Annotated in this window: 17 protein-coding genes; 6 read left to right on the forward strand and 11 right to left on the reverse strand. The window is 52.3% G+C overall.

Annotated elements, in window-relative coordinates; all coding sequences use genetic code 11:
• The first annotated feature begins 158 nt into the window (after nt 1-158).
• The gene (locus tag OB13_RS13545) at nt 159-467 is read left to right on the forward strand and encodes a DUF6122 family protein (RefSeq protein WP_461490702.1); all 309 of its coding nucleotides are present in this window, start codon (nt 159-161) and stop codon (nt 465-467) included.
• Between the two features lie 69 nt (nt 468-536).
• Here the strand turns inward: OB13_RS13545 and OB13_RS13550 are convergent, their stop codons facing one another.
• A complete protein-coding gene (locus tag OB13_RS13550; RefSeq protein ID WP_461490703.1) occupies nt 537-1,166 on the reverse strand; it encodes a DUF3347 domain-containing protein in 630 nt (209 codons plus the stop codon).
• 49 nt (nt 1,167-1,215) lie between these two features.
• Here OB13_RS13550 and OB13_RS13555 point away from each other — a divergent pair, with 49 nt between their 5' ends.
• Both OB13_RS13555 and arsC read left to right on the forward strand, forming a co-directional pair.
• A complete protein-coding gene (locus OB13_RS13555; protein ID WP_461490704.1) occupies nt 1,216-1,431 on the forward strand; it encodes a hypothetical protein in 216 nt (71 codons plus the stop codon).
• A gap of 108 nt (nt 1,432-1,539) precedes the next feature.
• Nucleotides 1,540-1,881 (forward strand): arsenate reductase (glutaredoxin), encoded by a 342-nt coding sequence (gene arsC / locus OB13_RS13560; protein ID WP_461490705.1) that lies wholly within the window; start codon nt 1,540-1,542, stop codon nt 1,879-1,881.
• Between the two features lie 56 nt (nt 1,882-1,937).
• On the opposite strand, the gene tamL is transcribed toward arsC, so the two are convergent.
• Nucleotides 1,938-4,319 carry a translocation and assembly module lipoprotein TamL gene (gene tamL / locus OB13_RS13565; protein ID WP_461490706.1) on the reverse strand — a complete coding sequence of 794 codons (2,382 nt, stop codon included), beginning with the start codon at nt 4,317-4,319 and terminating at the stop codon, nt 1,938-1,940.
• 7 nt (nt 4,320-4,326) lie between these two features.
• Complete coding sequence (locus OB13_RS13570; RefSeq protein WP_461490718.1) at nt 4,327-9,444, reverse strand: translocation/assembly module TamB domain-containing protein; 5,118 nt, start codon at nt 9,442-9,444, stop codon at nt 4,327-4,329.
• Nucleotides 9,445-9,685: 241 nt separating this feature from the next.
• On the opposite strand from OB13_RS13570, the gene OB13_RS13575 reads away from it, so the two are divergent.
• Nucleotides 9,686-10,972: a hypothetical protein gene (locus OB13_RS13575; RefSeq protein ID WP_461490707.1), complete on the forward strand. Its 1,287-nt coding sequence runs from the start codon at nt 9,686-9,688 to the stop codon at nt 10,970-10,972.
• 26 nt (nt 10,973-10,998) lie between these two features.
• Here the strand turns inward: OB13_RS13575 and OB13_RS13580 are convergent, their stop codons facing one another.
• From OB13_RS13580 to OB13_RS13610, 7 genes are all read right to left on the reverse strand, one after another.
• Nucleotides 10,999-11,469: a YbhB/YbcL family Raf kinase inhibitor-like protein gene (locus OB13_RS13580; protein ID WP_461490708.1), complete on the reverse strand. Its 471-nt coding sequence runs from the start codon at nt 11,467-11,469 to the stop codon at nt 10,999-11,001.
• Between the two features lie 450 nt (nt 11,470-11,919).
• Nucleotides 11,920-12,162, reverse strand: a complete 243-nt coding sequence (locus tag OB13_RS13585) for an acyl carrier protein (protein ID WP_461490709.1) — start codon at nt 12,160-12,162, stop codon at nt 11,920-11,922.
• A gap of 118 nt (nt 12,163-12,280) precedes the next feature.
• Nucleotides 12,281-15,460, reverse strand: a complete 3,180-nt coding sequence (locus OB13_RS13590; protein ID WP_461490710.1) for an efflux RND transporter permease subunit — start codon at nt 15,458-15,460, stop codon at nt 12,281-12,283.
• Nucleotides 15,461-15,492: 32 nt separating this feature from the next.
• Nucleotides 15,493-16,548: an efflux RND transporter periplasmic adaptor subunit gene (locus tag OB13_RS13595; protein WP_461490711.1), complete on the reverse strand. Its 1,056-nt coding sequence runs from the start codon at nt 16,546-16,548 to the stop codon at nt 15,493-15,495.
• 15 nt (nt 16,549-16,563) lie between these two features.
• Entirely contained in the window at nt 16,564-17,916 is a 1,353-nt protein-coding gene (locus OB13_RS13600) for a TolC family protein (RefSeq protein WP_461490712.1), read from the reverse strand.
• A 70-nt stretch (nt 17,917-17,986) separates the two neighbouring features.
• On the reverse strand, nt 17,987-18,448 hold the full coding sequence (locus OB13_RS13605) for a GbsR/MarR family transcriptional regulator (protein WP_461490713.1): 462 nt from the start codon (nt 18,446-18,448) through the stop codon (nt 17,987-17,989).
• A 110-nt stretch (nt 18,449-18,558) separates the two neighbouring features.
• Nucleotides 18,559-19,008 (reverse strand): DinB family protein, encoded by a 450-nt coding sequence (locus tag OB13_RS13610; protein WP_461490714.1) that lies wholly within the window; start codon nt 19,006-19,008, stop codon nt 18,559-18,561.
• Between the two features lie 219 nt (nt 19,009-19,227).
• On the opposite strand from OB13_RS13610, the gene ligD reads away from it, so the two are divergent.
• The gene (gene ligD / locus OB13_RS13615; protein WP_461490715.1) at nt 19,228-20,775 is read left to right on the forward strand and encodes a non-homologous end-joining DNA ligase; all 1,548 of its coding nucleotides are present in this window, start codon (nt 19,228-19,230) and stop codon (nt 20,773-20,775) included.
• Nucleotides 20,776-20,915: 140 nt separating this feature from the next.
• Nucleotides 20,916-21,410: a YciE/YciF ferroxidase family protein gene (locus tag OB13_RS13620; protein WP_461490716.1), complete on the forward strand. Its 495-nt coding sequence runs from the start codon at nt 20,916-20,918 to the stop codon at nt 21,408-21,410.
• A gap of 211 nt (nt 21,411-21,621) precedes the next feature.
• On the opposite strand, the gene OB13_RS13625 is transcribed toward OB13_RS13620, so the two are convergent.
• Nucleotides 21,622-23,226: alpha-amylase family glycosyl hydrolase (locus OB13_RS13625; protein ID WP_461490717.1), on the reverse strand; the 1,605-nt coding region annotated here is incomplete at its 5' end.

Genomic DNA, 23,226 nt, shown 5'->3' on the forward strand with positions numbered 1-23,226 from the left:
CAGAATGCTGCTGGAGACTTTGAAATAGAATTCAGAATATTCAAAAGGCCCCCTGCTTCCGGTATGCTTCGGCAACTAAGGCAGGGGGCTTTTTATGTTTGTCCAGCAAAGGTCAGGACATACTGTAACCTGAAATCATCCGGTTTAGTACTGTTTGTATGACTTTTGCTTTTGCCTTCCATTTGTTTCTGCATGCGGCTGTGCCCGCGATCGTGGCCGGTCTATTTTTCAGGCCTGATTTCTGGCGGGCATTTCTCCTGATGATGGCCAGTATGCTGATCGATGTAGATCATGCGCTGGCAGATCCTGTTATAGACCCGGACAGGTGCAGCGTGGGTTATCACCTCTTGCACAACTACTGGCTGATTCTGCTATACCTTGTACTTGCGCTTATACCCAAAACCCGTCTTATCGGCCTGGGACTTGTCATCCACATTGCCCTCGATTGGCTGGAATGCATACGCTAAGGTATAGCCTGTTTAAAACAAAAAGCCTCCCCTGTTTTGGCAGGAGAGGCTTTTTTGAAACGGTATGCGTTAGTTCAGCACTTCTTCGTTGCTTCCGCACTTGAGCATGCTGCTTCCAAAATATGGATTGCGGATTTCCGCGTTGGTGCTCACCCAGTAAGCGCCCTGGTTGTTGTTTACCATCGGGCAGTGCTGGTAGTATACTTTCTGATCCGTAGCGCCGAAGGCTTTGGTAAGGGCGAAAACGGCTTCAGATAGGTCTTCGAGTGTGTTGCGCTGATCTTTCAGCTCAGCGTTTCCGGCTATGGTCGTTGCGCTCTTTTTCACTGCTTCGAGTTGCTGTTCGGCAAAATCCTTCTGCTCTTCCTCCAACGTTGCAACCGGTAGCGCCTGGGCCGCGGTGAGCACTGCGTTTGCGGCTTCTTTGGCAGCGGCCGCATCAGACTCCACCAGCGCATCCTTTAACGTGATGTAGTCGCTCAGTACCTGCGACATGTTACTGCGGAACGGCTCCGCCACGGAGGTATAGGTTGGGGTCTCGACGACCACTGTTCCGGCAGCCGGCACCTTGTCGTCGTGTGGCATACCTTCGTGCTGCGCATGGGTGTCAGCCGTTTCTGCCGTGTTCTGTCTGTTGTCGGAGCAGGAGGTAAAGGCAAGCAGGGCTAAAAGCGCGGCAAATACGGGTGATTTCTTCATGAATTTAAAGTTTGGTTGCTGTTAGGGCTCTTTTACAACTTAAGCGACTTTGATTTTTGCGAAAGTTGCAGGTATAGGTATAGGTATAGGTATACTGTTTTGTTTTATGTTTCCGGTAATCCGTATTTCAAAGATAAGCAATTGCAACCACATGCGGCTATCCAGGCTGATGTACCAGGCTGTAGTTCGTTTCAGGGAGCGGCAGCCCGTCACAAAATCGGTTACAGGAAAACTGGTGAGGCTCGAAGATTTTCCGGCTGAATGATCCTGGCGGCTTTGATCCGGTTTACTGAGGCTTACCCGATATTTGATAGCTGCTATACCTAACGTATAATTAGCGTAACTTAATACATGAAATCAAACGATAGGACGCATGGTTAAAATATATCATAACAGGATGTGCAGCAAGAGCCGGCAGACGCTGGAGCTTTTGCATACGGCCGGACAGGAAGTAGAAGTGGTGGAATACCTCAAAGACACGCCGACGGCAGCGGAACTGAAGCAGGTACTCACAAAACTCAACATGAAGCCGGAGCAGCTGCTGCGCAAAGGGGAGAAGGTATACAAAGAGCAGTTTGCCGGTAAGAGCCACACTGATGAAGAGTGGATCCGGATCATGGTCGAAAACCCGTCCCTGATCGAACGGCCCATCGTCGTTAACGGAGACAAAGCAGTGATCGGTCGTCCGCCGGAGAATGTGCTTACTATACTTTAGATCACGTTAAACCGCGCAGAAACCGATGGTTTGCTTAAGTAAATTGTATCGTTGGCTTAGAACGGATAACCGATGGCAATATTGAGTACCATGCCATATTCTCCCGGTTTGGGATTGAAGCCGAACTTCAGGTCGCTGAGCACGTTGCGCTCTCCCGGTGGCAGGAAGGGTACCCGTACAGGTATACCAAAATCAAACCGGATCACGAAGAATTCAACATCAACCCGAAGCCCGAAGCCTGTGCCGACCGCCAGCTCGCCCAGCAGGTTGCTGGCTTTAAATTTACCACCTTCCTTGTCTGCGCTTTCCTTGATGAGCCAGATATTACCGGCATCTAAGAACAAAGCACCCCGGAAGAAACCGGCAATCGGGAAACGATACTCTATATTAGCTTCCAGCTTGATATCGCCGGTCTGGTCAAAGAACGAGAAAGCCAGGGTATCGGGAACGTTGTAGGTACCCGGACCAATGCTTCGCGCCCGGAACGCCCGGATGCTGTTAGGCCCTCCGATGGAGAATTGCTTGACATAGGGCATGGTCAGGGAGTTGCCATACGGAAAGCCAACGCCTGCAATGAGCCGGGTAGCGATCTGGCTCTTGTCGCTGATGTTGTAATAATAGCGGAAATCATTATCGATACGCGTGTACTGCGAGTAAGCCTGTCCCAACAATGTACGGGGAGCAATCGGGGGATCGGCCTCTGCGTCCCGCTTGTCGGCTCCGGCGAGCGAATGCAGTGCGCTCACCAGATTGCCCGAAACATCCAGGGTAGCGCTGCTGAAGAATTGATGCCGTTTGTTTTCCAGCGATAAGGTGCTGAAGGTGAACTGATAAATAGATCCGATGATAAACTGTTCCTCAAAGCTGCTTTTCAAAAAGGTATTCTGCTGCAGTAAGGAATCAAACTCTTCTGTCCTGCTGCCTAACTTGACGTACTGCAGGTTGATGGGCGTAAAGTCGTGTGTAATGGTCTGCCTGGGCCTCCAGTTGTAGGCATATGAGGCATTGATGGAGTTCATCTGGAAGAACTGTACCCGGTTCAGGTAGGTATAGCCCAGCGACATCCGGGTCTTCGGCACAAATTCGGTGCGCAGGTTAGACAAGTCGAACGGGGAGACAATACGCGGAAAGGTGAGGTTGGCCTGTATACCCAGTTCGTAAGAATTCAACCCGACCGGATTTTCCCCGTTGTTTTCTGTTTCACTGCTCGAGCGTTGCCCGCCTACCTGGTTTTCAAACCGGCCCGTCAGTTCGAGCGACAGCATTTCAGAACCTTTAAAAGCATTCCGGTTCCGGAAGGAAGCCGTTATACCCGGACCTGCCAGGTTATTGGATTTACTCACCATCTGTGCTTCTACCCGCAGTGATTTTTTGAGGGCAGGCGTCATGAAGATAAACGCATCCAGCATACCTTCGCGCGCAGTATCAGGCGCATACTGGAGATTGACGAACTTATAAGCGCTTAATCCCATCAGCCGGTTCACGGTCAGAAGGTGGTTTCTGCGGCTGTAAACGCTATCCTTTTGGATGAACACACTGGTGATGACATGTTTGGCTTTTACATAGTTTTCATTCGGGATATAATTGTAGGTCTCAAACTTTAACGTATCGCTTACGGCCAGGCTGTCAGCCAGCGAGAAATTGGCATTGATAAAAACATCTTCTATCCGGTAGGGCATCAGGGCCCGGGCAGGCACGATATCTTTTATCCGGAGAAGCACGTCCAGTTGCCGGTTGCCTACCGTTGTGTCGGTGCTGAAGATGAGCATGTCGGGGCCGAAAAAGTAATAGCCCTTATTTTTGAGTACTTGGTCGATCCGGGCCCGTTCCGCCAGCATTATATCCAGGTCATACGGTTCCCCTTTTTTGAGCAGTGAGTTGGGCTGCATGGCCTTTAGCTCCGCATGGATAGGAAGCGAATCGCTCAGGGTATATTCGATGTTCCGGATCCGATAAGGTTCCTCTACTGTGGCCGTCCACTTAATGGTAGCCATCTTCTTTTTAATGGTTGTATCGCTTACGACAGTATTGTAAAAGTAGCCGCGGTTTTGCAGCTTGGCATGCATGGTACCGTTGATGCTGGTCGTATCGACTGTCGAGAGGAGCACGGGCGGCTCTCCCAGTTTATTCTGTATCCAGTGCTTTAGGCCTTTTTCCTTTTCTGTATAAAAAGCATTGTAGATCCACAGTTTCGGACGCATACCCAAAATCGAGGCATTGGGCGTTGGGCGCACGGTAGCGCTCAGCTCTGTTTCCAGCTCCTTGCCTCGCTTGCTGCTGTCTTTTTCATCGTTGACCTTCACCTCAAAGCCGGCAAAAAGCGCGTCTCCCTGCGGCACGGTCTTAGTGCTGCTGCAGCCCTGCAGCAGGCACGCAGCCAGCAGCAGAAACAGGAGTCGGATGCTGTTTGCAAATGCACGGGGTATACTTACTATCATATCGGCACTATTCTTTTTTTTCCTGAACTTCTTTTTTTGCTTCCTGTTCTTCTTTTCGCTTATCGGTCTCACTCAGTTTCTTGGCTTCTTCAAGGCGACGTTCTTGTTTGCGCGCCTCCCGGCTTTCCAGGCTACGGAACAGATCGGAGAAGTTGTCATACTCGCGCACAAAGACCAATGCAACACCGGTAGCTCGCACATCCCCTTCCAGGAAGCCTTCGTACTGGTTGCGCTGGAAACCCCGGACACGCAGACGTCCGTCGCTGGTCAGGGTATATTCCACCGAAACGTCTCCTCCAAACCCGCTCACCTTTTTCTGCGCCTCCGACTGCCCTTCCAAGCCAATGTCTGTACCCACGCGCACGGTCAGCCTGTCGTTGAGGAACTGCTGGCGCAGCGCTACATTCAGATCGGTACGGCCTTCGGCAGAGCCCGAAGAGTAGTCTTCATACGAGCTCACGCCCAGTTCGAGGCCCAGGCCTGCGGCATAGCGGTTCGTCAGCTGGTTCAGTTGATCCGACATTACCTGGCCCAGGCTGTTTCGGGCTGTGGCTCCCAGGCCGCCTCCTGAACTGGCCAGCGGGTCAGGTGCCAGGAAACGCCCCAGTACCAGCAGCGCAAATACCTGTTTGTTGAGTTCTGCTTCATCCTGGCGAAGGGCGATTAGCCTGCTTTCCACTTCACCCCCCATAGAGCCGCGTTGCTGCTCCGGCAGCTGTATGTCGAAGCTGATCTCGGGAGTCAGCATTTCGCCTGATAACTCTACATATACCTCAAATGGCATTGCATTGCGGTAGCTGCTTTGGGCAGCCTGTTCCATACCTCCTAGCTGCGATTGCACTAGCTCCATGGGTGCTGCCTCTACATGGTAGATGGCCGTTACCTGCATATCCGCCTGCAGCGGATCACCGGTCCAGGCAATGTAACTGCCGGGTGCCAATTCGAGCTCCCGTGACACCAGGTCGTAGAAGTCCATGCTATACTTGCCTTCTGTGATCTCATAGCGCCCGCTCATGTTGATCTGGCCGTTCGGATTGATGCCGATAAACAGGGGAGACGCATTGCCTCTCACGACCAGGTTATCTCCGGTCGTAGGGTCAATCACGATGGTGATCGTGGTAGCATCTGTTACGGTTATGGCAGCGTCGATTTCAGCCCCTACAAATCCGGTAGGAGGGGCAACTTCCTGCTTCTCCCGCAGTATGGCGGTGAGGGAATCGTTCAGATTAACAAATTCAACCACCCCTTCGCGTTCGGCGGCGGCTACCTCAGCGGCAGGTATGACTGCGGTGAAGTTGGTTTCATCCAGTATGCGCACCCGGGCATCGATAACAGGTACTACCATCGTGCCGGTGATGTCGGCATCGGCTGCCATCAGGACGCTGCCATAGAATAAGTCATTGTCCTGTGCCGTGGAGTTCATGGCCAGGAAGCGATCGGTGGTCGCTTTCAGATCGAAGGTATAGGCGATATAGTCCTGGGTGAGGATGTTGCCGTTGATCTCCAGGTTGTTACCCAGCGAGTCGGTCAGCGTAAAGTTGCTCATGCTCAGGCCCTGCTCATTGAAATCGATCTGCTCATCCTTTAAGGTATACAACGAGTTGAGCATGCTGAGATTGAACTGCGCCTGGTTGAAGTCCAGGCGTCCCAATATGCTGGGGTCGTCGAGGGTGCCGGTGATGCGGAGCTTGCCGGAGGCGCTGCCGTCCAGGTCTTCGACCATACCTTGCGTAAATCCTCCCAGGGAGGCCATGTTGAGGTTGACAATATTGGCCGTCAGGTTGAGCAGGCTGGCATTTGGCTGGGCTTCATAAAAACCATCGATCACCACCTGGTTGCCATTGCCGGTCAGGGAGGCATCCAGGTTATAGCGGTTGCCTGCTGCGCTGCTGGCCTGCAAGGCAATGTTGCCCACCGGTATACCTGTATAGGCAAAATTTTCTACGGTCAGGTCAGATGTAAAGGCCGGCGCACCTGCCATTAGGTTGGTCAGAGTAGCCGTCCCGTTGATCACGCCCGATATAAGACTATCCTGCTGCTGAAACGATTCCATGAGGTAGGCGATCTCGAAATTACCGAACTCTACATGCAGCGGCGCTTTCGGGGTTACGGGACCTGTGCTGTTCAACGATAGGAAACTGCCATTGCGCTCCAGGCGGATGTTATGGGCATACAGCAGGTTTGTGTCGAACTGCAGGTAGTTGTCCTCGGGCACCGACCAGGCTTCCTTGTTGATAACGAGCTGTTCCGGGTTGAACGAAAACCGATAGCCTTTGCCGAGGCTGTTGAGCAAACCGCCGATCACAAACTGTTCCTGGCCCGTGTTTTCGGCAACGGCCAGCCGAACGGTCAGGTCATTGTCGCGGGCTGCGCCTTGCAGGCTGATGTTGCTGATGAGCAGGGAAGGGGACCGAACCTCTTTTATCCCCAAGCTATAGCCGAGCTGTTCCCGGTTGCCACGCACCTGCAGGCCCATGTTCTGGAGGTTATAACCGGTGTAGGAGAGGGTTTCGAGGTTGGCATCCATCGCAAACTGCTGCGTTTCCCGGTTGTAGGAGCCTGTGACAGGGCCTTGCACCTGCATGCTTTCTAATCCCGGTACAAAAGAAGCTATCACTTCCGGACGGCGAACCTGCACCTCAAAGGTGAAGTCACCCAGGCTAAGGTCAGCCGGGTAGGGGGGATCAGGCTGCAAGTCAAAGTAATTCGAAAAATGCTTCTGCAGGGCTGTTGGCAGGGTGGCCATGTCGTTGTCAAACTTCATGTCGGCCGCCAGTACATTGGAGGTAAGCTGCACTTCCGTACCCGGCCCTTTCTGGTTAAGTGTCAACTGAAGGGAATCAATAGGGTAGGTGTTTTGCTGTAGGCTCACCCGTAGTTGCTGTCCTTCCAGGGTGCCGCTGAGGTCCGCCATATCAGCGCCGGCAAAGCTGCCCTGCAGTTGCCCCTGTATCGTAAGCTCTTCCTCATAAAAATTAAGCGCTTTTAAATCAGCTTCTTTGATGTCGATGTTGAAAGCGTACGTGGAAGCAGCTGTTTCCCGCAAATTGAAATCACCCTTCAGATCCAAGTTCAGATTCTGGTCTCTGGAAGTGGCTGCTACTTTATACTGGTTCCGGTCGATGGCTGCCTCCAGGTTGATATTGTTGTAGACGTAGTTGTTGTAAGTTGCCTGACGGATGCGCGCTTTGACATTAGCCCGCATGTTTTCCGGAGTCATACCTGTTCCGCTGGCCGTTGCTTCCAGGGCCACCCGGCCTATACCATAATCTTCGGTAAAAAGCTGACCCAGGTTAAAGCCGGCAGTTTTGACAGTCGCTTTGAAAGGCTCTGCGCCGGCAGGACCTGATCCCATGTCCACTACAGCCTGGAGGTTACCCAGCGAACTTTTTACATTGGCGGTGGCATCGAACTTGGTCAGGCTGCCGCGGTAGTTGCCCGTCATGCTGACGGTAGCAGGTATGCGGATTTCCGGGGGCAGTATGCCGGGTGGAGACAAAGCCAGTATGTCGGTGCGGGTGGTCGCCAGCCGGTTGATATCCAGATCCAGGTATAGCCGGTCGGGGTCCATTGCATTTCGTACGTTGCCGCTCACATCCACTGCAGTACCCTGCAGGCCTGAGAGCTGCATACGTGGTATGTTCAGGTTATCTACCCGGCCCTGCACCTTTCCATCCAGGCGGAGGGTGGAGCCGGCGATCTTTTTAAAGGAAGGGTTCTTCGCCAGGTCCGGGGCCAGGTACAAGGCATCCCGCATCCCGATGCGGCTGTTGTCGATGTTGAGTTCCAGCCGGATCGCGTCCACGTTATCTGTCAGGTCATCCCAGGAGGTATAGCGCATGGCCAGGTCGTTGCGCAGGTGACTGTGGCCGGTTTGCAGATCCAGGTCAGCCAGGCGGGCATGCGTAGAATCCAGCGTAATAGCCGATTGGAAGTTGTTTACCCGGAATCCGCTCTGCTCTTCCAGCTTGAGCTGGTTGAGTTTCATTCCCATCTGGTTTAGGCTGTAGCGGATGTCGTTGGCATCTATCTCCACATTGCGGAAGAGCAGGTGGTTGAAGTCCATCCCCTGTGGCTGCTTTCGTGCATCGGCATTATCCATGGCAGCCTGCAGTCCGGATACGTTAAGCTGGTTCAGGGTAACGACCCACTTGACCGGCTGCCCCTGGGTTTTCTCGACCGACTCGTCCAGCTTGCGCACGGTTTCAGCCGGATTGATGGCCAGCGAATCGGTCGGCTTAAACTTTTCCTGGGTATAGGTGACCAAGGAATTGTGCAGATCCAAACGATCCAGGTTGATGCGTGCATTGGGCAGATCAATTTCATCGGCCACCAGTTGGGACTTGCCCAGCTTCAACTTGATCCGCTGCGCTGCCGGTATGCTGATGTAACTGAGTGCTATGTTTTCGAGCTCCACCTCGTTGAGGCCAAAGTCAAAAGTGATCGGCTCCGATTCCTCCTCCGGAGGCAGTTTGGTCTGCACATAGTTAATGCCCGTGTTGCGCAGCTCTATTTTATCGACCAGGTATTTTTCCGCATCCAGGTCCAGTTCCTCCATGGTCGTGAGCAGCTGTCCGACGCGCCCTTTGATCAGGTTACCACCGGCTTCATCCCGGAAGTTGACATAGACATCCTCCAGGTTGATGACACCCAGATCGATCTTCATAGCGGCGGCGGTGTCTGCCGGTTGTGTAGCAGCTGTCGTATCCGTCGCAAAAGCTTCAGTAATGAAATCAAAATTAGTGGAGCTGTCCGGCCGGATGTGCAGGTTGAGGGTGGCGTGCTGCAGGTGAACCCGGTCAACGTTGACTTCCCCTTTCAGCAGGGAAAATATCTTCAGGTCGATTCCCAGGCGATCGCTATACCAGAGCGTATCCTGCTGCTGGTCTTCTACATACACCTGATTCAGCACCAGGGCGTTGCGCCAGTCTGTTGTGAAGCCCCCGATCTCTACTTTGGTATTCAGGGTATTGGCCAGGTAAGAAGCGCCTTTCTGCGCCACAAAGTTCTGCACTTTCGGGAATTGAAGTGCCACCACGATAAGCAATACCAATCCTAGTACTATGGCCAGGAACCAGAGTAGCACTTTCGCAATGGTTTTTCCGATATGTTGGGCTGAGGCGATAGAGTGTCAATTTTTTGTCTGTTTGGCTTTACGCAAGAATTAAAACAAGGATAGGGTATAGCAGCCACTCCCTGTCTCCCCTTGTTGCAGGTAGTAATTGTCTATTTGGGGAGATGCAGCTGTATTGGACTTTATTTGGCAATATTTTTATTTATGATAGGTATAAAATAAGCTAAAGCCTCAACTTAAGGCCCGGAAGGGAGTAAAATTTACATAAAGGGTAGCATTAAATTTATTTGCCATGACAGCACCAACCATACCTCCGGGTTTCCAGGATATGATGAATTTCGGACTGGTAGAAGCGCTTTTGGGTCGACGATCCCGTCGTTTTTTTATGGGCGCCGAGATTCCGGATGGCGTATTTGCCTATAAGTCAGCACATGCTCCCGTACACCTTTCCGAGTTGGAAAAGTTGCTGGTGGTAACGGCATGCGGCGGCAATACAGGCTGGCACAACATGATCTACCGGGCGCAGCGTTATGCGCCTCATCTTTCCAACTATGCCGCAGCAGCCGGCGGACGCACATTCCCATCAGCGGCGGGTTTCCATACCAGCAAGACGTTTTTTACGGATGATGAAGGGGTCTATGTCGTAGATAACCGCGATGCCCCGGCCGTTGCTGACAGGGAGGCAGATGGCTCCCTTGACCTGAACGAGGTAGTGGAAGCACTCCGGAGTCGTGTCCGGAAGTTGCAGGACGGCCGCCTGCGACTGCCTTCGGAAGTACCTTTTGTGGAAGCACACAACACCTGGGTAGCCAATAAGCCGGGCACCTTGCTGGTGATTCCGGTCGCTGACCTGGCGCAGCATGTGCTGTTAGGCTTGTGCTATATGTTGCAGAACGGCCTGGTACTGACCGACGATATTCACAAATGCGCTATACCTGGCATCGAGCAGTTCAGGCACATTGTAGATACCAGCAATACCTGGCCTATCACTTTTGTAGAGCAGTTGTCGCTAGCAGAGGTGACCGCTGAACTTTCCACTTCCTGCTATGCCGGTACCCTTCTGTTGCAGGCCATAGGCCTGGGCGGGTGGATGTATGACGGGATCGACCTGTTTAGTGTATTGGGGGCTAGCGGGGTGCCCGGTGTGGACGGCCTGGGTTTCCGGTACGATACAGATGAGCGGTGGCCCTACCCGAACCCGACCGGGCGGACCGGCGTCTTGGAAGCATTCTGTCCGCCACACTACCCGGACATGCGGGCTGCGGTAGATGCCGTGTGCGAACGAAAATTTGGCAAAGGTGGCCCCTTCAGCCCGGAGACGCCCGGTCCCTGGAAGGACTCAGCAAAGGTACGGGCTGCCGCGCAGGTACATGATGAGACGTTCCGGGAGTGTGTGGCGCTGCAGGCACAGTATGTGTTCGATACATTCGGCAAGTTCCCGGGTACCGTTCCTTCCGTCTTTATCAGCACCTACCTGCAGGCCCACCACCTGGACCTGGACTTTTATGATACCTTCTACCAACCGGGGGCCTACCTCCGAACGCACGCCATGCACATGGAGCGCTGGCATCCGGCCTGACCGATGAGAAACAAAAGCTTCCGGGTTTAGGCTGTCATGACGTTATACCTGCTGTAGACGCCCATCAGTTCGCCCATAGCCAGCACGTGCGGGCCCATCACCCGCAGCAGTCCCTGTTTGCCGGTCCCTTCTTTCAGGCCAAGCACCACATCCAGGGCATATACCCGGAAGAAATAGTGGTGTGTGCCCTGCGGTGGGCAAGGGCCCCCGTAGTGCATCTTGCCAAAATCGTTTGTTCCCTGCACGCCCGGTACAGCTCCTTCCTCAATGATGTTTGTTGGAGGAATGTTCCAGATTACCCAGTGTGTCCAGATCCCCCGTGGGGCGTCGGGGTCTTCTACTATGATGACAATGCTTTCGGTATATTTTGGCAGATTCCTGATTTCGAGGGCCGGGCTGATATTCTCTCCGTCACAGGTATAACGGGTCGGGATGCGTTCACCTTGCTGAAATGCCGGACTGGTCAGGTACAGTCTTCCTTGCGTTCTTGGATCCATTAGTATAGTTTAAGATGCGATAGCAGAAAAATCAACATGCTTGAATTACCTTATTGTAAGCTTCCCGAATGCGTTTGAGCTTACCGGGGAGCCTTGTAAACAAAGCAAAATGAATTGTGCATTTTAAACTATAATAACTTCAATTCGACTTGCAAAGATGTGTTTTAAATAAATAAAATTATACTTTAGCTAAATATATTGTCGTTTCTAGATGTCTTTCCGGTTGCTTTACCCGAATCAGTTCGAAAGATGCAGCAGGAGATAGGGGCATTCGAATAAAACAGCTTATACCTGGAACGCCATCCGGAAAAAAAGTCAGGTATAAAAAAAGCACGTGCCGGGTATACCTGCACGTGCTTCATAAGATTTGAACAAAAATTTTCTGAAAGAATAAACGCCTTACCTCTCTGGCGCTGGTTCCCGGTATTTTTAGCTTCGTTCCTGAAAGCTTTACCGGACTGCTTTTAATTGCAGGTAATTTACTAAGTCATCGATCGTGTATACCGGTACTTCGTCCGGAATGACCACATCATACTTTTTCTCAACGGCCAGTATGATATCTACCACGTCGACTATATCCATTCCATTTTCCCAAAGTCCTTTGGGACCGGAAAGCTTAACCGGATCAATCGCTTTCAATTTGCTTACCAGTTTCAGTACCTCATTGTATAAGGTAGTTCGATACTCAGTCATCGGCTTCTACTATTAGGTTATTCTTGAATGCTTGGTTTCCCTTCGTGCTCCTCCTGCTGCTTTGGGCTATATGCTCAAGATGGCAGCAGGAGGAGAGAAGGAGTGATTTTACTCGTTATTAATGGATGAACTCGTGCGCCATCTTTTTCTCTTCCAGCATAAGCGTTTCATGCTCGAGTTGCTCCATCGTCTTGTCTTCCAACTCAATCACTGTTTTCTTGTCCCAGCCGAACCTGGCCAGGATACGGTCGAACAGGTAGTAGATGACCGGCACCACGATCAGTGTCAGGAACATGGAACTGGTCAGACCACCGATCAGGGCCCAGGCCAGGCCGTTTTTGGTGGCAGCCACCGAGCCGCCTGCCAGTGCGATCGGCAACATACCGATCACCATCGCCAGCGTCGTCATCAGGATCGGGCGGAAACGAATTCGAACCGCTTCAATCAGGGCTTCCTTCACTTCCACGCCTTCATCTTTGAGCTTATTCGTAAAGTCTACCACCATAATGGCGTTCTTGGCCACCAAGCCGATCATCATGATGATACCCAGTATGGAGAAAATGCTCAGGGACTGAGCTGCCAGCGCGAGGGCCAGCAAGGCACCGATGATCGCGAGCGGAATGGAGAACAGCACCACCAGCGGGTACACATAGGAGTCATACAGCGCCACCATGATCAGGTATACGAAGATGATCGACGCCATGAGCGCCAGACCGAGTGTACCGAAGCCTTCACTCTGGTTCTTCAGGTCACCGCCAAACTCAATGCTAACGCCTTTCGGCATTTCTACCTCTGCCAGCTTGGCCTGTATGTCGGCACCTACCGAACCGGATGGCCGGCCGATTACCTGGGAGTTCACGTTGACGGAAGTAACACGGTTGTAACGCTCCAGCTGTGAAGGTCCGGTAGACTGCCGGATATCAGCAAACTGGGCCAGGCGTACCAATTGCCCCTGGTTGTTCACGAAAGACAGGTTTCCGATATCGGTTACGCCACGGCGGTCAAACTCATCCAGGCGGATGTTGATGTCGTAATCCTCTGTGCCGGAACGGAAGGTGACATCCGTGTTACCGCTAAAGGCCAGCTGCATGCTTGCGCCCACGCTTTCGAGCGAAAGACCGACATTTGCCATCTTGTCGCGGTCCACCACAACTTCAATCTCCGGGTTACCGCCTTCAACAGAGGTCTCCACGTCTGCGGTACCTTCTACACCTTCTGCAATCTGCATCACCTGCTGAGAGAAAGCCATCACGCTGTCCAGGTTGGAGCCCGAAATGATGATCTGAATCGGCGCCTGTGCGTTACCAACCAGACCCACCGGTATAGGCGTTACTTCCACATCCGGAATCGTACTTTCTATATCCGCTTTTGCCTGGCGGCTGAACTGGTTGGTACTAAAAGCACGCTCCTTCACATCGACCAGCGTTACAGAAACATCAGCTTTATAGGCTGTATTCTGACCAGCCTGGGCAGAGGATGTGGTACCCACCGTGGTAAACACTTTCTTTACTTCAGGTATAGATTCCAGGTATTTCTCTACCTGGCGTGTCGCAAAGTTGGTTTGCTCCACGGTGGCATTCTTGGGCAGCTCCAGCTGCAGACTTACTTCACCGCGGTCGCCGGCAGGTATAAACTCCGAGCCGATGAAGCCGAAAGGCACCAGCGCGAACGACGCAAACAGCATGAGTATCGTGACAGCCAGCGTAATGAATTTGTGGTTGAAGGCCCACTTCAGCGCAGCTGTAAAGCCATCAATGATCCTGTCCAGAAAACGCTCGAACGATAGTATGAATCTTCCGAAGATGTTCTTGTCCGAAATGTGCTCCAGGCGCGAGAAACGGCTGGCCAGCAACGGGATCAGGGTAAAGGCTACGAAGAGCGAGAACATGGTGGCCACAGCTACTACCACGGCAAACTGACGCAGGATATCCGATACCAGACCGGATGATAAAGCGATCGGAATAAATACCACCACAATTACCAGGGTAATGGACGTAACGGTCGCCATGATCTCCCGGATACCGTCGTAGGCAGCCTGAGCCGGCTTTTTGCCCATTTCCATGTGGCGGTGAATGTTCTCAATCACAACAATAGCGTCATCCACGAGGATACCTACCACCAGCGAAAGTGCCAGCAAGGACATCAGGTTAAGCGAGTAGCCCAGCAGGAACATGGCAATAAACGTGGCCACAAGCGATGCCGGAATTGAGATCATCACGATCACCGCGTTGCGCAGCGAGTGCAGGAAAAGCAACATCACGAAGGCAACCAGAATAACGGCAATCACCAAGTCGTGGATCACCGAGTCGGCCGCTTCCAGGGTAAAGTCAGAAGAGTCGTTGGCGATGTTAAAAGTTAAGCCTTCGGCTGCGTAGGTCTTCTCCAACTCAGCCAGTGCTTCTTTGGTCAGGCGGCTTACTTCCACCGCGTTGGCGTCCGACTGCTTCTGGATGGTGATACCTACCGAAGCTTTGGAGTTGATGCGGTTCAACACCTCAATGTCCTTCTGCGTGTCCTGTACTTCGGCCACGTCGGAGAGCCTGACAATACCGTTCTGGTCTTCTCGTACGATGAGGTTGCGGAGCTGGTCGAGCGACCGGTACTTACCCGCCAGGCGGATCTGCGTCTGACCGCTTTCCTGCTTGATCTTTCCGGTAGGGAAGTCCAGGTTGGAGTTACGGATCTTCTGCTGCACCTGCAGAATAGACAGGTTGTAGGCCTCCAGCTTGTTGGCATCAATGTTCACCTTGATCTCGCGCTCCTGGCCACCCAGTACTTTGATGGCAGCCATACCTTGTATGCGCGACAGCTCCGGTTTGATCTTTTTATCGATCAGGTCATAGAACTCGGTAGGAGACATGTTGGCCGTGGCCCCCATCTTGATGATAGGCAGGTCGTCGAGGTCAAATTTATTCAGGGTCGGCGCATCGGCATCTTCCGGCAGTCTGGCCAGAATGGTGTTGATCTTACGTTGCGCTTCCTGCAGGGCCAGGTCCACGTCGGTACCCTGGTTCAGGTTGATCACGATCATCGAAAAGCTCTCCAGGGAGGTACTCTTCATCTCTTTCACGTTCTCCAGCGAGGCAAGGGCATCTTCAATCTCTTTCGTTACGGAGTTCTCCACCTCGTTTGGCGAAGCGCCCGGATAAACGGTACTGATCGTCAATACCGGCGGGTTGAATTTCGGTAACAGCTCGTAGTTAAGCGATTGGTAGCTGACAACGCCGAGCAGTGTGAGGACGGTAAAAACCACCACTACCAGCGTTGATCGCTGTATCGATAATTTGGTTATATTCATTTTTAGACTTTCTTATTAAAAGAACTATTGCTTTATTTCAACACCGTCACGTTCATGCCTTCGCGCAGGTTAATTTGGCCGCTTCTCACTACCTGATCTTCCGGCTGCACACCTTCCAGTATCTCTACCTGATCCTGTGTAACCGTACCTACCCGTACCTGGCGCATCGTGGCTTTTCCATCTTTCACCACATACACGCTCGGGTTCTGGATGCTACCCACAATGGCTTCGCGCGGTAACAAAAGCGCATCGCGCTGTTCGGCTGCTTCAAAGAAAGCGGTGCCATACATACCGGCGCGCAGGTTGTTGTTCGTCGTATTTTTCACTTCCACTTCCACATCAAACTTCAGGGTCGGATCCGCCTGGGCTGCGATTGCTGTCACAACACCTTCGTATTCCTGTCCGGAACCGGCATCGGCCTTCACTTTCACTTTGGCCCCTTTCTGCACCAGCAGCACTTCGCTTTCCGAAACTTTCACTTTCAGCTTCAGCTTGTCCACGTTCACGATGTCATACAGTTTAGTGGCCGTTCCCAGGTATGAACCAACTTCCACGTAGATCTCGTTGATCTCGCCGCTGATAGGCGCCGTGATGCGGGTTTTGGTCAGGCGCTGGCGGGCAGCTACCAGTTGCCCCTGCGTTGATTTAGCAGCCAAACGGGCATCCTCCAATTGTCTTTTGGTAATGGCATCGCCGGCAGCCAGGTTCTCGAAACGCTCCAGGTCCCGTTTCGCTTTTTCGGCATTTGTCTGAGCCGTAGCCAGGTCAGCCGCCATGGTGTTGCTTTCTACTTGCAGCAGCAGCTCGCCTGCTTTCACCCGGTCGCCTTTGCGCTTCAATACCTTTTGGATCTGGCCTTGTGTTTCCGATAAAAGTGTCAGGCTCTGGATAGGGGCGAAGTTGCCTTGTGCCGTAAAAGACTTGTCCAGCCTGGCAGTTTTGACTGCTGTCACGGCAACAGGTATGGCGTCGCTTTTTATGCCGGCTACTGCCGCATTGGCCGCCATCTGCTCTTTATTGCTCATCAGCTTAAAGCCTACAGCTCCCAGAATCGCAATAACAACTACTATATAAATTAGCTTTTTCATCTTCGTTTTTGATACTTATTTAGTTAATGTTTTTAGTTCTCCGGTTGCCTGCAGGTAGCTCAGTTGTGCCAATTGGTATTTGAGCATTTCGCCATTCAGGTTTGTCTTTGCCTCCCGAAGGCTTACTTCTGCTTCGAGCAGATCAGTCAGCGGGGAGATGCCTTCTTTATAGAGTTCGTTGGTCGTGTCGTATACCTCCTGGGCAAGGGCCACATTCTGCTCCTGCGCCTGTATGGAAGTGGTGCTGTTCTGCAACTGGCTGATGGAGTTTTCAAGCGTCACGGTCAGGCTCTTAGTCAGTTTCTGCTTGTCCGATTCCAGAGACTTGAGGGCCATCTCACTCTGCTTCACCTGAGAGCTCTTTTTGAAGCCATCAAAAATAGGGATGTTGAGTTGCAAGCCAACCACACCCGTATTGAACCAGGGCATGCTGGTGTCGAACAGGTTGAATTCCTTCCGCATAGCCGAATACAGGTAGCTTCCCGTCAGGGAAAGCGAAGGGTAATAGCCTGCTTTGATGTTCTGCAGTTGCAGATCCGACAACTCTTTCTGTTTGTTGAGCAGTTGCATCTGCGTCTGTCCCAGTACAGCGTCCTCTTTGTTTCCCAGGGTATTGGCCTGCGCGTCCAGCACAATGTGCGCGTCAGCCAGGTCAATGTTTTCTTCCAGCGGCATGCCCATGAAGAATTTCAGCATGTTCATCTGTTGTTCCACCGCCGTGGTCAGGCTTTGCTTCTGGGTCTGAAGGTTGGTTCTGTTCACCTTGATGCGGTTGACGTCCACTTTCTTGACCAGGTCATTTTCATACTGCAGTTTCAGGATCCTTTCCAGCTGATCGAGCCTGGTCAGGTTGGCGTCGATGATGGTGAATTGTTCTTTTGTCTGAAGTGTCTGAAAGTAAGAAGAGCTCACATTGTAAATCACTTCTTCTTCGGTCATCGACTTGCGCAGTCGGTACAGGTCTTCGGTGCTTTTGGCGGCTTTCAGGCCGACAAAGTACGACTTGTTGAAGAGCAATTGGGATAACTGCACGCCGGCCTGGGCGTTGTACTTGGTGCCAAACTGCACGGCGATCATTTCCTCGGGTTTGCCTTCAAACACGTTGGGTATCACCTGCACAGGTATAGCCGGGTATACATCCAACTTGGCAAAGCCATTCAGCTGCGGCAGGCCGTTGCTTTTGGCTTCCTTGATCATGTATCTGGCGCTGAGTTCATCATACGATGCCTTCTGCACGTCTTCGTTATGCTCCAGCGCATATACCACTGCCTCTTGCAGGGTAAGCTCTTTTGGCTCCGGCTGCGTCTGGGCAAAAGCCGGCCGCATCAGGAGCAGGGCCAGGCCTGTAAATAAATATTTGATAGTCACGTACTTAGTTTTTATAGTTTGTAAATTTTTAGTTAGTTCAGAAAAGAAAGAACTACAGGGATAAAAAAAATTATTCGTTGTTTTTTTTCCAGTTTTCAATTAAGCCGGGCAATTGCTCTTTGAGATAATCCAGGAAACCGATGAAATTCTTGAGCCGGATGTCGTGTTCGGGGTTTTCCCTTTTTCGTACTTCCAGTACCCGCTTAAGCAGATCATTCAGGCCACTCAGATCTTCCATTTTCTTGGTAAACAGATCGCGACCATTGGTGGATTTGATCCGGAAGTACCTTTTCCGGTCTCCCGAAAAGGTCGTGTATTCAATATTTCCTGTGTTGAGCAGCATGTTGAGCGCGTTGCTGGTAGCGCTCTTGCTGATATTCAATGTCTCAGAGATCTCGTCAAACGTGAGTTCCGGCTTATCGGATACCAGCAAAAGACCCACCACGCGAGCCACAGCAGGCTGAAAACCATTGTTTTCGTGGTAAATGCCAATTTCCTCTATCAGTTCTCTTTGTTTTTCGCTAAGTGCCATAATCGTATTTGTTACAAGTGAAGAACGCTGCAAAGGTATAGGTAAGTTTCATTAGTTCATAATTTACAGAACTAAATTTTTGCTATTCATCTTTCCTGTTGCCCCATTGCCTATTCCAATATACGACGCAGGTAATTTATCTGGCCAAGGTGGTAAGAGAGGTGGCCGGTGAGGTGCACCAGGAAGAAGCCGGTGGTCATCTCGTACCCCAGCACCTGTTGCGGATAGGGCTGTTGCAGCTGCTCATCCGTTACGGAGGCCATGGTATGGGCCACTACAGCTTTGGTATTTTGTACCTGCCGGATGAGCTCTGCCCTGGGGATGTCTTTCAGGCTAAACTCCGCTTCCCGGTTCCGGACGTAGCCACTGCTGCCCAGTACCGCCCCGATGTAGGTATGGAGGTTACCTGCCAGGTGCAGGCACAGGTTGCCGGTCGTATTGGTGATATGGCCGGCGGTTTTCCAGAGGTTCTCTTCCTGGCGAAAGGCTTCGAGTTCTTTGACCAGTCTCTCCAGATCCCGCTCCAGTAGAAAGGCAAGTGCTGCTGTGATTGTCTGCATAAGACAAAAGTATGAAAGGATAGCAGACGCAAGACATAAAACACAGGTTTTCTTCCTGTAAAAGGTACTGACTTAAATGAGAACCACCTTTCCTGGAAAGCCGGTTCAGGCTAGTTTGCTCTGCAGGAATAACTTCTCACGCCTATACCTACCTTTTCAATGTATTCCTGAAAAACGAACAGACAAACTTTCCGTTTCAGGCATATACATGTGTCACCTATGAGTTTAGAAAAATATAACCAGAAGCGGAACTTCGGCGAGACGCCGGAGCCTGCCGGTAAGGAGCAGCACAGCAAAGGAAAGCTGCGGTTTGTGGTGCAGCGGCATGAAGCCTCGACCTTACACTATGATTTCAGGCTGGAGATTGAAGGCGTGCTCAAAAGCTGGGCCGTACCCAAAGGTCCCTCGCTTAACCCGGCCGACAAACGCCTGGCTATGGAAGTGGAGGACCATCCGTTTTCGTACCGCACATTTGAAGGCGATATACCTGAAGGCAATTACGGTGCCGGCCATGTAGACATCTGGGACGAAGGTACCTACCACGCCGCAGAGTCAGAAGATCCCAAACAGGAGGAAGAATACCTGCTGCGGGGGCTGCAGGAAGGCAGCATCAAGTTTGTGCTGGAAGGAAAAAAACTACGGGGTGAGTTTACCCTGCTTAAAATGAAAGGCCGCCAGAAAGGTGCCTGGCTCCTGGTAAAAAAGAAGGATGACGATGCCGTCTCGGAGCCCTATGACAGCGAAGACTACCTCGATAAACCGGCCACGGTAAAGCGGGCCCGGCCTGCCAAAGAAAAGGAAACCAAAACTCCGAAAAAGAAAACGGCCACAGCATCTGCCTCCAAAAAAAGTAGCAGCAAAGAGGAAAGCTGGCAAGAGGTGGAGATAGAAGGACAGGCTGTTGTACTGAGTAATACCGACAAACTGTACTGGCCCGAAGAAGGCATCACCAAAGGCGATCTTATCCACTACTATCAAGGTATAGCCGAGGTGCTGTTGCCCTACCTCCGGGACCGGCCTCAGTCTCTGCTGCGGCATCCGAATGGCATTGGCCAGCCGGGTTTCTTTCAGAAAGACATAGACCATGCCCCGGACTGGGTACGCACCGTGGCACTTCATGCAGAGTCTACGGGCAAGGATGTCGACTACCTGGTGTGCGATGACAAAGCGACGTTAGCCTACATGAACAACCTGGGCTGCATACAGCTCAACCCCTGGAATTCCCGGCTCGCCGACCTGGAAAAGCCCGACTACCTGGTCATCGACCTTGACCCGGATGAAAACTCCTACGACGAAGTAGTGGAAACCGCCCTGGTAACCAAGCAGGTCCTGGATAAAGCCGGTGCAGTGAGTTACTGCAAAACTTCGGGTGCTACGGGCATGCACATTTATGTGCCGCTGGGGGCCAGGTATAGCTTTGACCAGGCCAAGCAGTTTGCGCAGCTTGTGGCCCAACAGGTACAAGCGCAACTACCCGAATTCACCAGCCTCGAGCGCAACCCGAAGTCACGGCGCAACAAGATATACCTGGATTTTCTGCAGAATGCTATCGCGCAAACGGTGGCCGCTCCGTATAGTGTCCGGCCAAGATCAGGTGCTACGGTATCCGCCCCGCTGCGTTGGGACGAAGTAAAGCCGGGGCTGCACCCATCTGCTTTCACGATCCGGAATATGCCCGAAAGGCTACAGAAGCTGGGGGACCTTTTCAGCGGTGTATTGGGCGAAGGAATTGACCTGGAGAAGTCTCTGAAAGAACTACGTATTTGATGCAAGTACCCTTTCGAGATTCGGTATTTGTTCTTCAACCCGTCATTTTTTTATAACGTTTATAAAATACACTTCTTCCCGCCATGGCAGTGGCTGAAGGGAAGGGATATCTTAATCTAACGTTCTAAAACGCATAAGCTATGACTGAATTAAGAAGTTTGGAAGACCTGCTCCGGCACGAGATCAGAGAGCTCTGTCAGGTAGAGGACCAGTTGATAGAGGCCATGCCGGAAATGGCCAGGAGTGCCGGAGATCAGTTACTCAAAATGGCACTGGAAAATCACCTGGAGGAGACAAAGCTACAGCGGCAGCGCCTCGATCACATTTGCCAGATGATGGGAATTGAGTTGAATGCCGATAAGGGCGCATCACCGATCAAAGGTATGCTGAAACTGTCTACGGAACTGATGGCGGTTGACGCAACACCCGAAGCCATCGATGCCGGCCTGATAGCAGCTTCCCAAAAGATCGAGCACTACGAAATATCGGCATACGGCACGGCAGCCCATTACGCGGAACGCCTGGGACACCTGGAAGTGGCTGCTTTGCTACGCCAGACGCTGGACGAAGAAAAAATGGCCGATACCAAGCTGAATGAGATCGCTAAAAATTCAGTCAATATCAAGGCTATGTAACCGCTGCGAAAGCAAAGTAAACACAGGAGCCCTAAAAAAGCCGGAACTACTGACAGTTCCGGCTTTTTTAGGGCTCCTGTGTTCCATCATACACCGCGACGCACAAAGGCTCCGCCTGCAACGGTTGTTTCTTTTTTGCCCGATCAGGCAGTGGCAGCCGCATCTGAAGGGAAATTTATTTGCGTGCTATACCTATGCTCTTCAGCCTGCCTTATGCATCCTGAAGTCTGATCACCATCCCTTCATCGCCGCTCAGGCTGACCAGGTCTTTTACCTTTTCGCCTTCCCGCTCCGAAAGTGTATCCAGCTCGATGGTGCCTTCAAACGTGAAATGTTCCGCAGAGAAGTGACAAGGCTTGTGGCTGAGGTTGAGCAATACCAAAAAACGTTGATCGGAGGTATAGCGCAGGTAAGCCAGCAGGGGACTTTTTGCAGCTACCGGGCGGTAGTCCCCGCTGTGCAGGGCCGGTTCCTGCTGCCGTAGCGCAATCAGGCGCTTGTAGAGTGCCAGCATGGAGTAGGGGTCCTCCTGTTGCGCTGCTACGTTTACCCGCTGGTAATTGTAGGGCAGCCGCAGCCAGGGCTTGGCTGTACTGAAGCCTGCATGTTCATTCTGATCCCACTGCATGGGTGTGCGCTCCGGATCACGGCTCAGGTTCAGGCCGGGCATGTTAAGTCCCTGCGGGTCCTGCACTTCATCGGGCGGAATAGGTACATCCCGCATACCTATCTCATCGCCATAGTAAATCGTAGGCGTGCCGCGTAGCGTGAGCAGGAGCATGGCTGCTACCCGGGCCTGCGCTACCCCAACCCGGCTCGTAATGCGGGGCTGGTCGTGGTTGCCCAGTACCCAGTTGGGCCAACCTCCCTCGGGGAGTGCGCCTTCATACTGGTTGATGCTGGACGCTAATTCCGCGGCATCCCAGTTGGCGGAAAGAAGCAGGAAGTTGAATGGTAGGTGTGCTCCGTTCAGATCGGTGCCATAGTATGTCATGAGCTTGTGGATGGGCAGGTAGATCTCCCCGATCATCATGCGTTCGTCATACGCATCCAGTACTTTCCGCATCATGCGCACGATGTCGTGTACTTCGGGCTGGTCGGTGGAGTAGGCAGGTATCAGTTTTTCAACTGTCGCCATGTGCTCCTGGTACGCCGGGTTGGCGGGGTTGTCGCGGAACTGGCTGTCTTTGATCATGTGCCACATCACATCTACCCGGAAACCATCTATACCCTTGTCCAGCCAGAAGCGCATCACCTCCATCATGGCCTCCTGTACTTCGGGGTTACGCCAGTTCAGGTCGGGCTGCTCTTTGAGGAAGGCGTGGTAGTAGTATTGCCGGGTGTGTTCGTCCCACTCCCAGGCAGTGCCGCCAAACATGGCCAGCCAGTTGTTGGGTTCAGAGCCGTCTTCTTTGGCGTCCTGCCAGATGTACCAGTCCCGTTTTGGGTTGTCACGCGATGCTCTTGCTTCCAGGAACCAGGGGTGCTGATCGGAGGTATGGTTGGGCACCAGGTCCAGGATCAGTTTCATATCACGGGCATGTACTTCTTCCAGGAGCTCTTCCAGGTCCTGCATGGTGCCAAAAAGCGGGTGGATATCGCAATAGTCGGATATGTCGTAGCCATAGTCTGCCATGGGGGAGGAGAAGACAGGGGAGATCCAGATGGCTTTGATACCGAGCGATTGCAGGTAGTCCAGGCGCTGGATTATACCTTGCAGGTCGCCTACGCCATCGCCGTTGCTGTCTTGAAATGACCTGGGATAGATCTGATAGATTATCCCTTCCTGCCACCACAGGGGTTTTTTTTGCGCTTC

This window comes from Pontibacter sp. HJ8, assembly GCF_054824225.1.

Bases quoted from the DNA above. Each gene is read 5' to 3' on its own strand.
- ligD (WP_461490715.1), top strand. From the start codon at position 19,228: ATGAGTTTAGAAAAATATAACCAGAAGCGGAACTTCGGCGAGACGCCG.
- OB13_RS13575 (WP_461490707.1), top strand. From the start codon at position 9,686: ATGACAGCACCAACCATACCTCCGGGTTTCCAGGATATGATGAATTTC.
- OB13_RS13605 (WP_461490713.1), bottom strand. From the start codon at position 18,448: ATGGCACTTAGCGAAAAACAAAGAGAACTGATAGAGGAAATTGGCATT.
- OB13_RS13580 (WP_461490708.1), bottom strand. From the start codon at position 11,469: ATGGATCCAAGAACGCAAGGAAGACTGTACCTGACCAGTCCGGCATTT.
- OB13_RS13610 (WP_461490714.1), bottom strand. From the start codon at position 19,008: ATGCAGACAATCACAGCAGCACTTGCCTTTCTACTGGAGCGGGATCTG.
- OB13_RS13585 (WP_461490709.1), bottom strand. From the start codon at position 12,162: ATGACTGAGTATCGAACTACCTTATACAATGAGGTACTGAAACTGGTA.
- OB13_RS13595 (WP_461490711.1), bottom strand. From the start codon at position 16,548: ATGAAAAAGCTAATTTATATAGTAGTTGTTATTGCGATTCTGGGAGCT.
- OB13_RS13620 (WP_461490716.1), top strand. From the start codon at position 20,916: ATGACTGAATTAAGAAGTTTGGAAGACCTGCTCCGGCACGAGATCAGA.
- OB13_RS13590 (WP_461490710.1), bottom strand. From the start codon at position 15,460: ATGAATATAACCAAATTATCGATACAGCGATCAACGCTGGTAGTGGTG.
- OB13_RS13545 (WP_461490702.1), top strand. From the start codon at position 159: ATGACTTTTGCTTTTGCCTTCCATTTGTTTCTGCATGCGGCTGTGCCC.
- OB13_RS13550 (WP_461490703.1), bottom strand. From the start codon at position 1,166: ATGAAGAAATCACCCGTATTTGCCGCGCTTTTAGCCCTGCTTGCCTTT.
- tamL (WP_461490706.1), bottom strand. From the start codon at position 4,319: ATGATAGTAAGTATACCCCGTGCATTTGCAAACAGCATCCGACTCCTG.
- arsC (WP_461490705.1), top strand. From the start codon at position 1,540: ATGGTTAAAATATATCATAACAGGATGTGCAGCAAGAGCCGGCAGACG.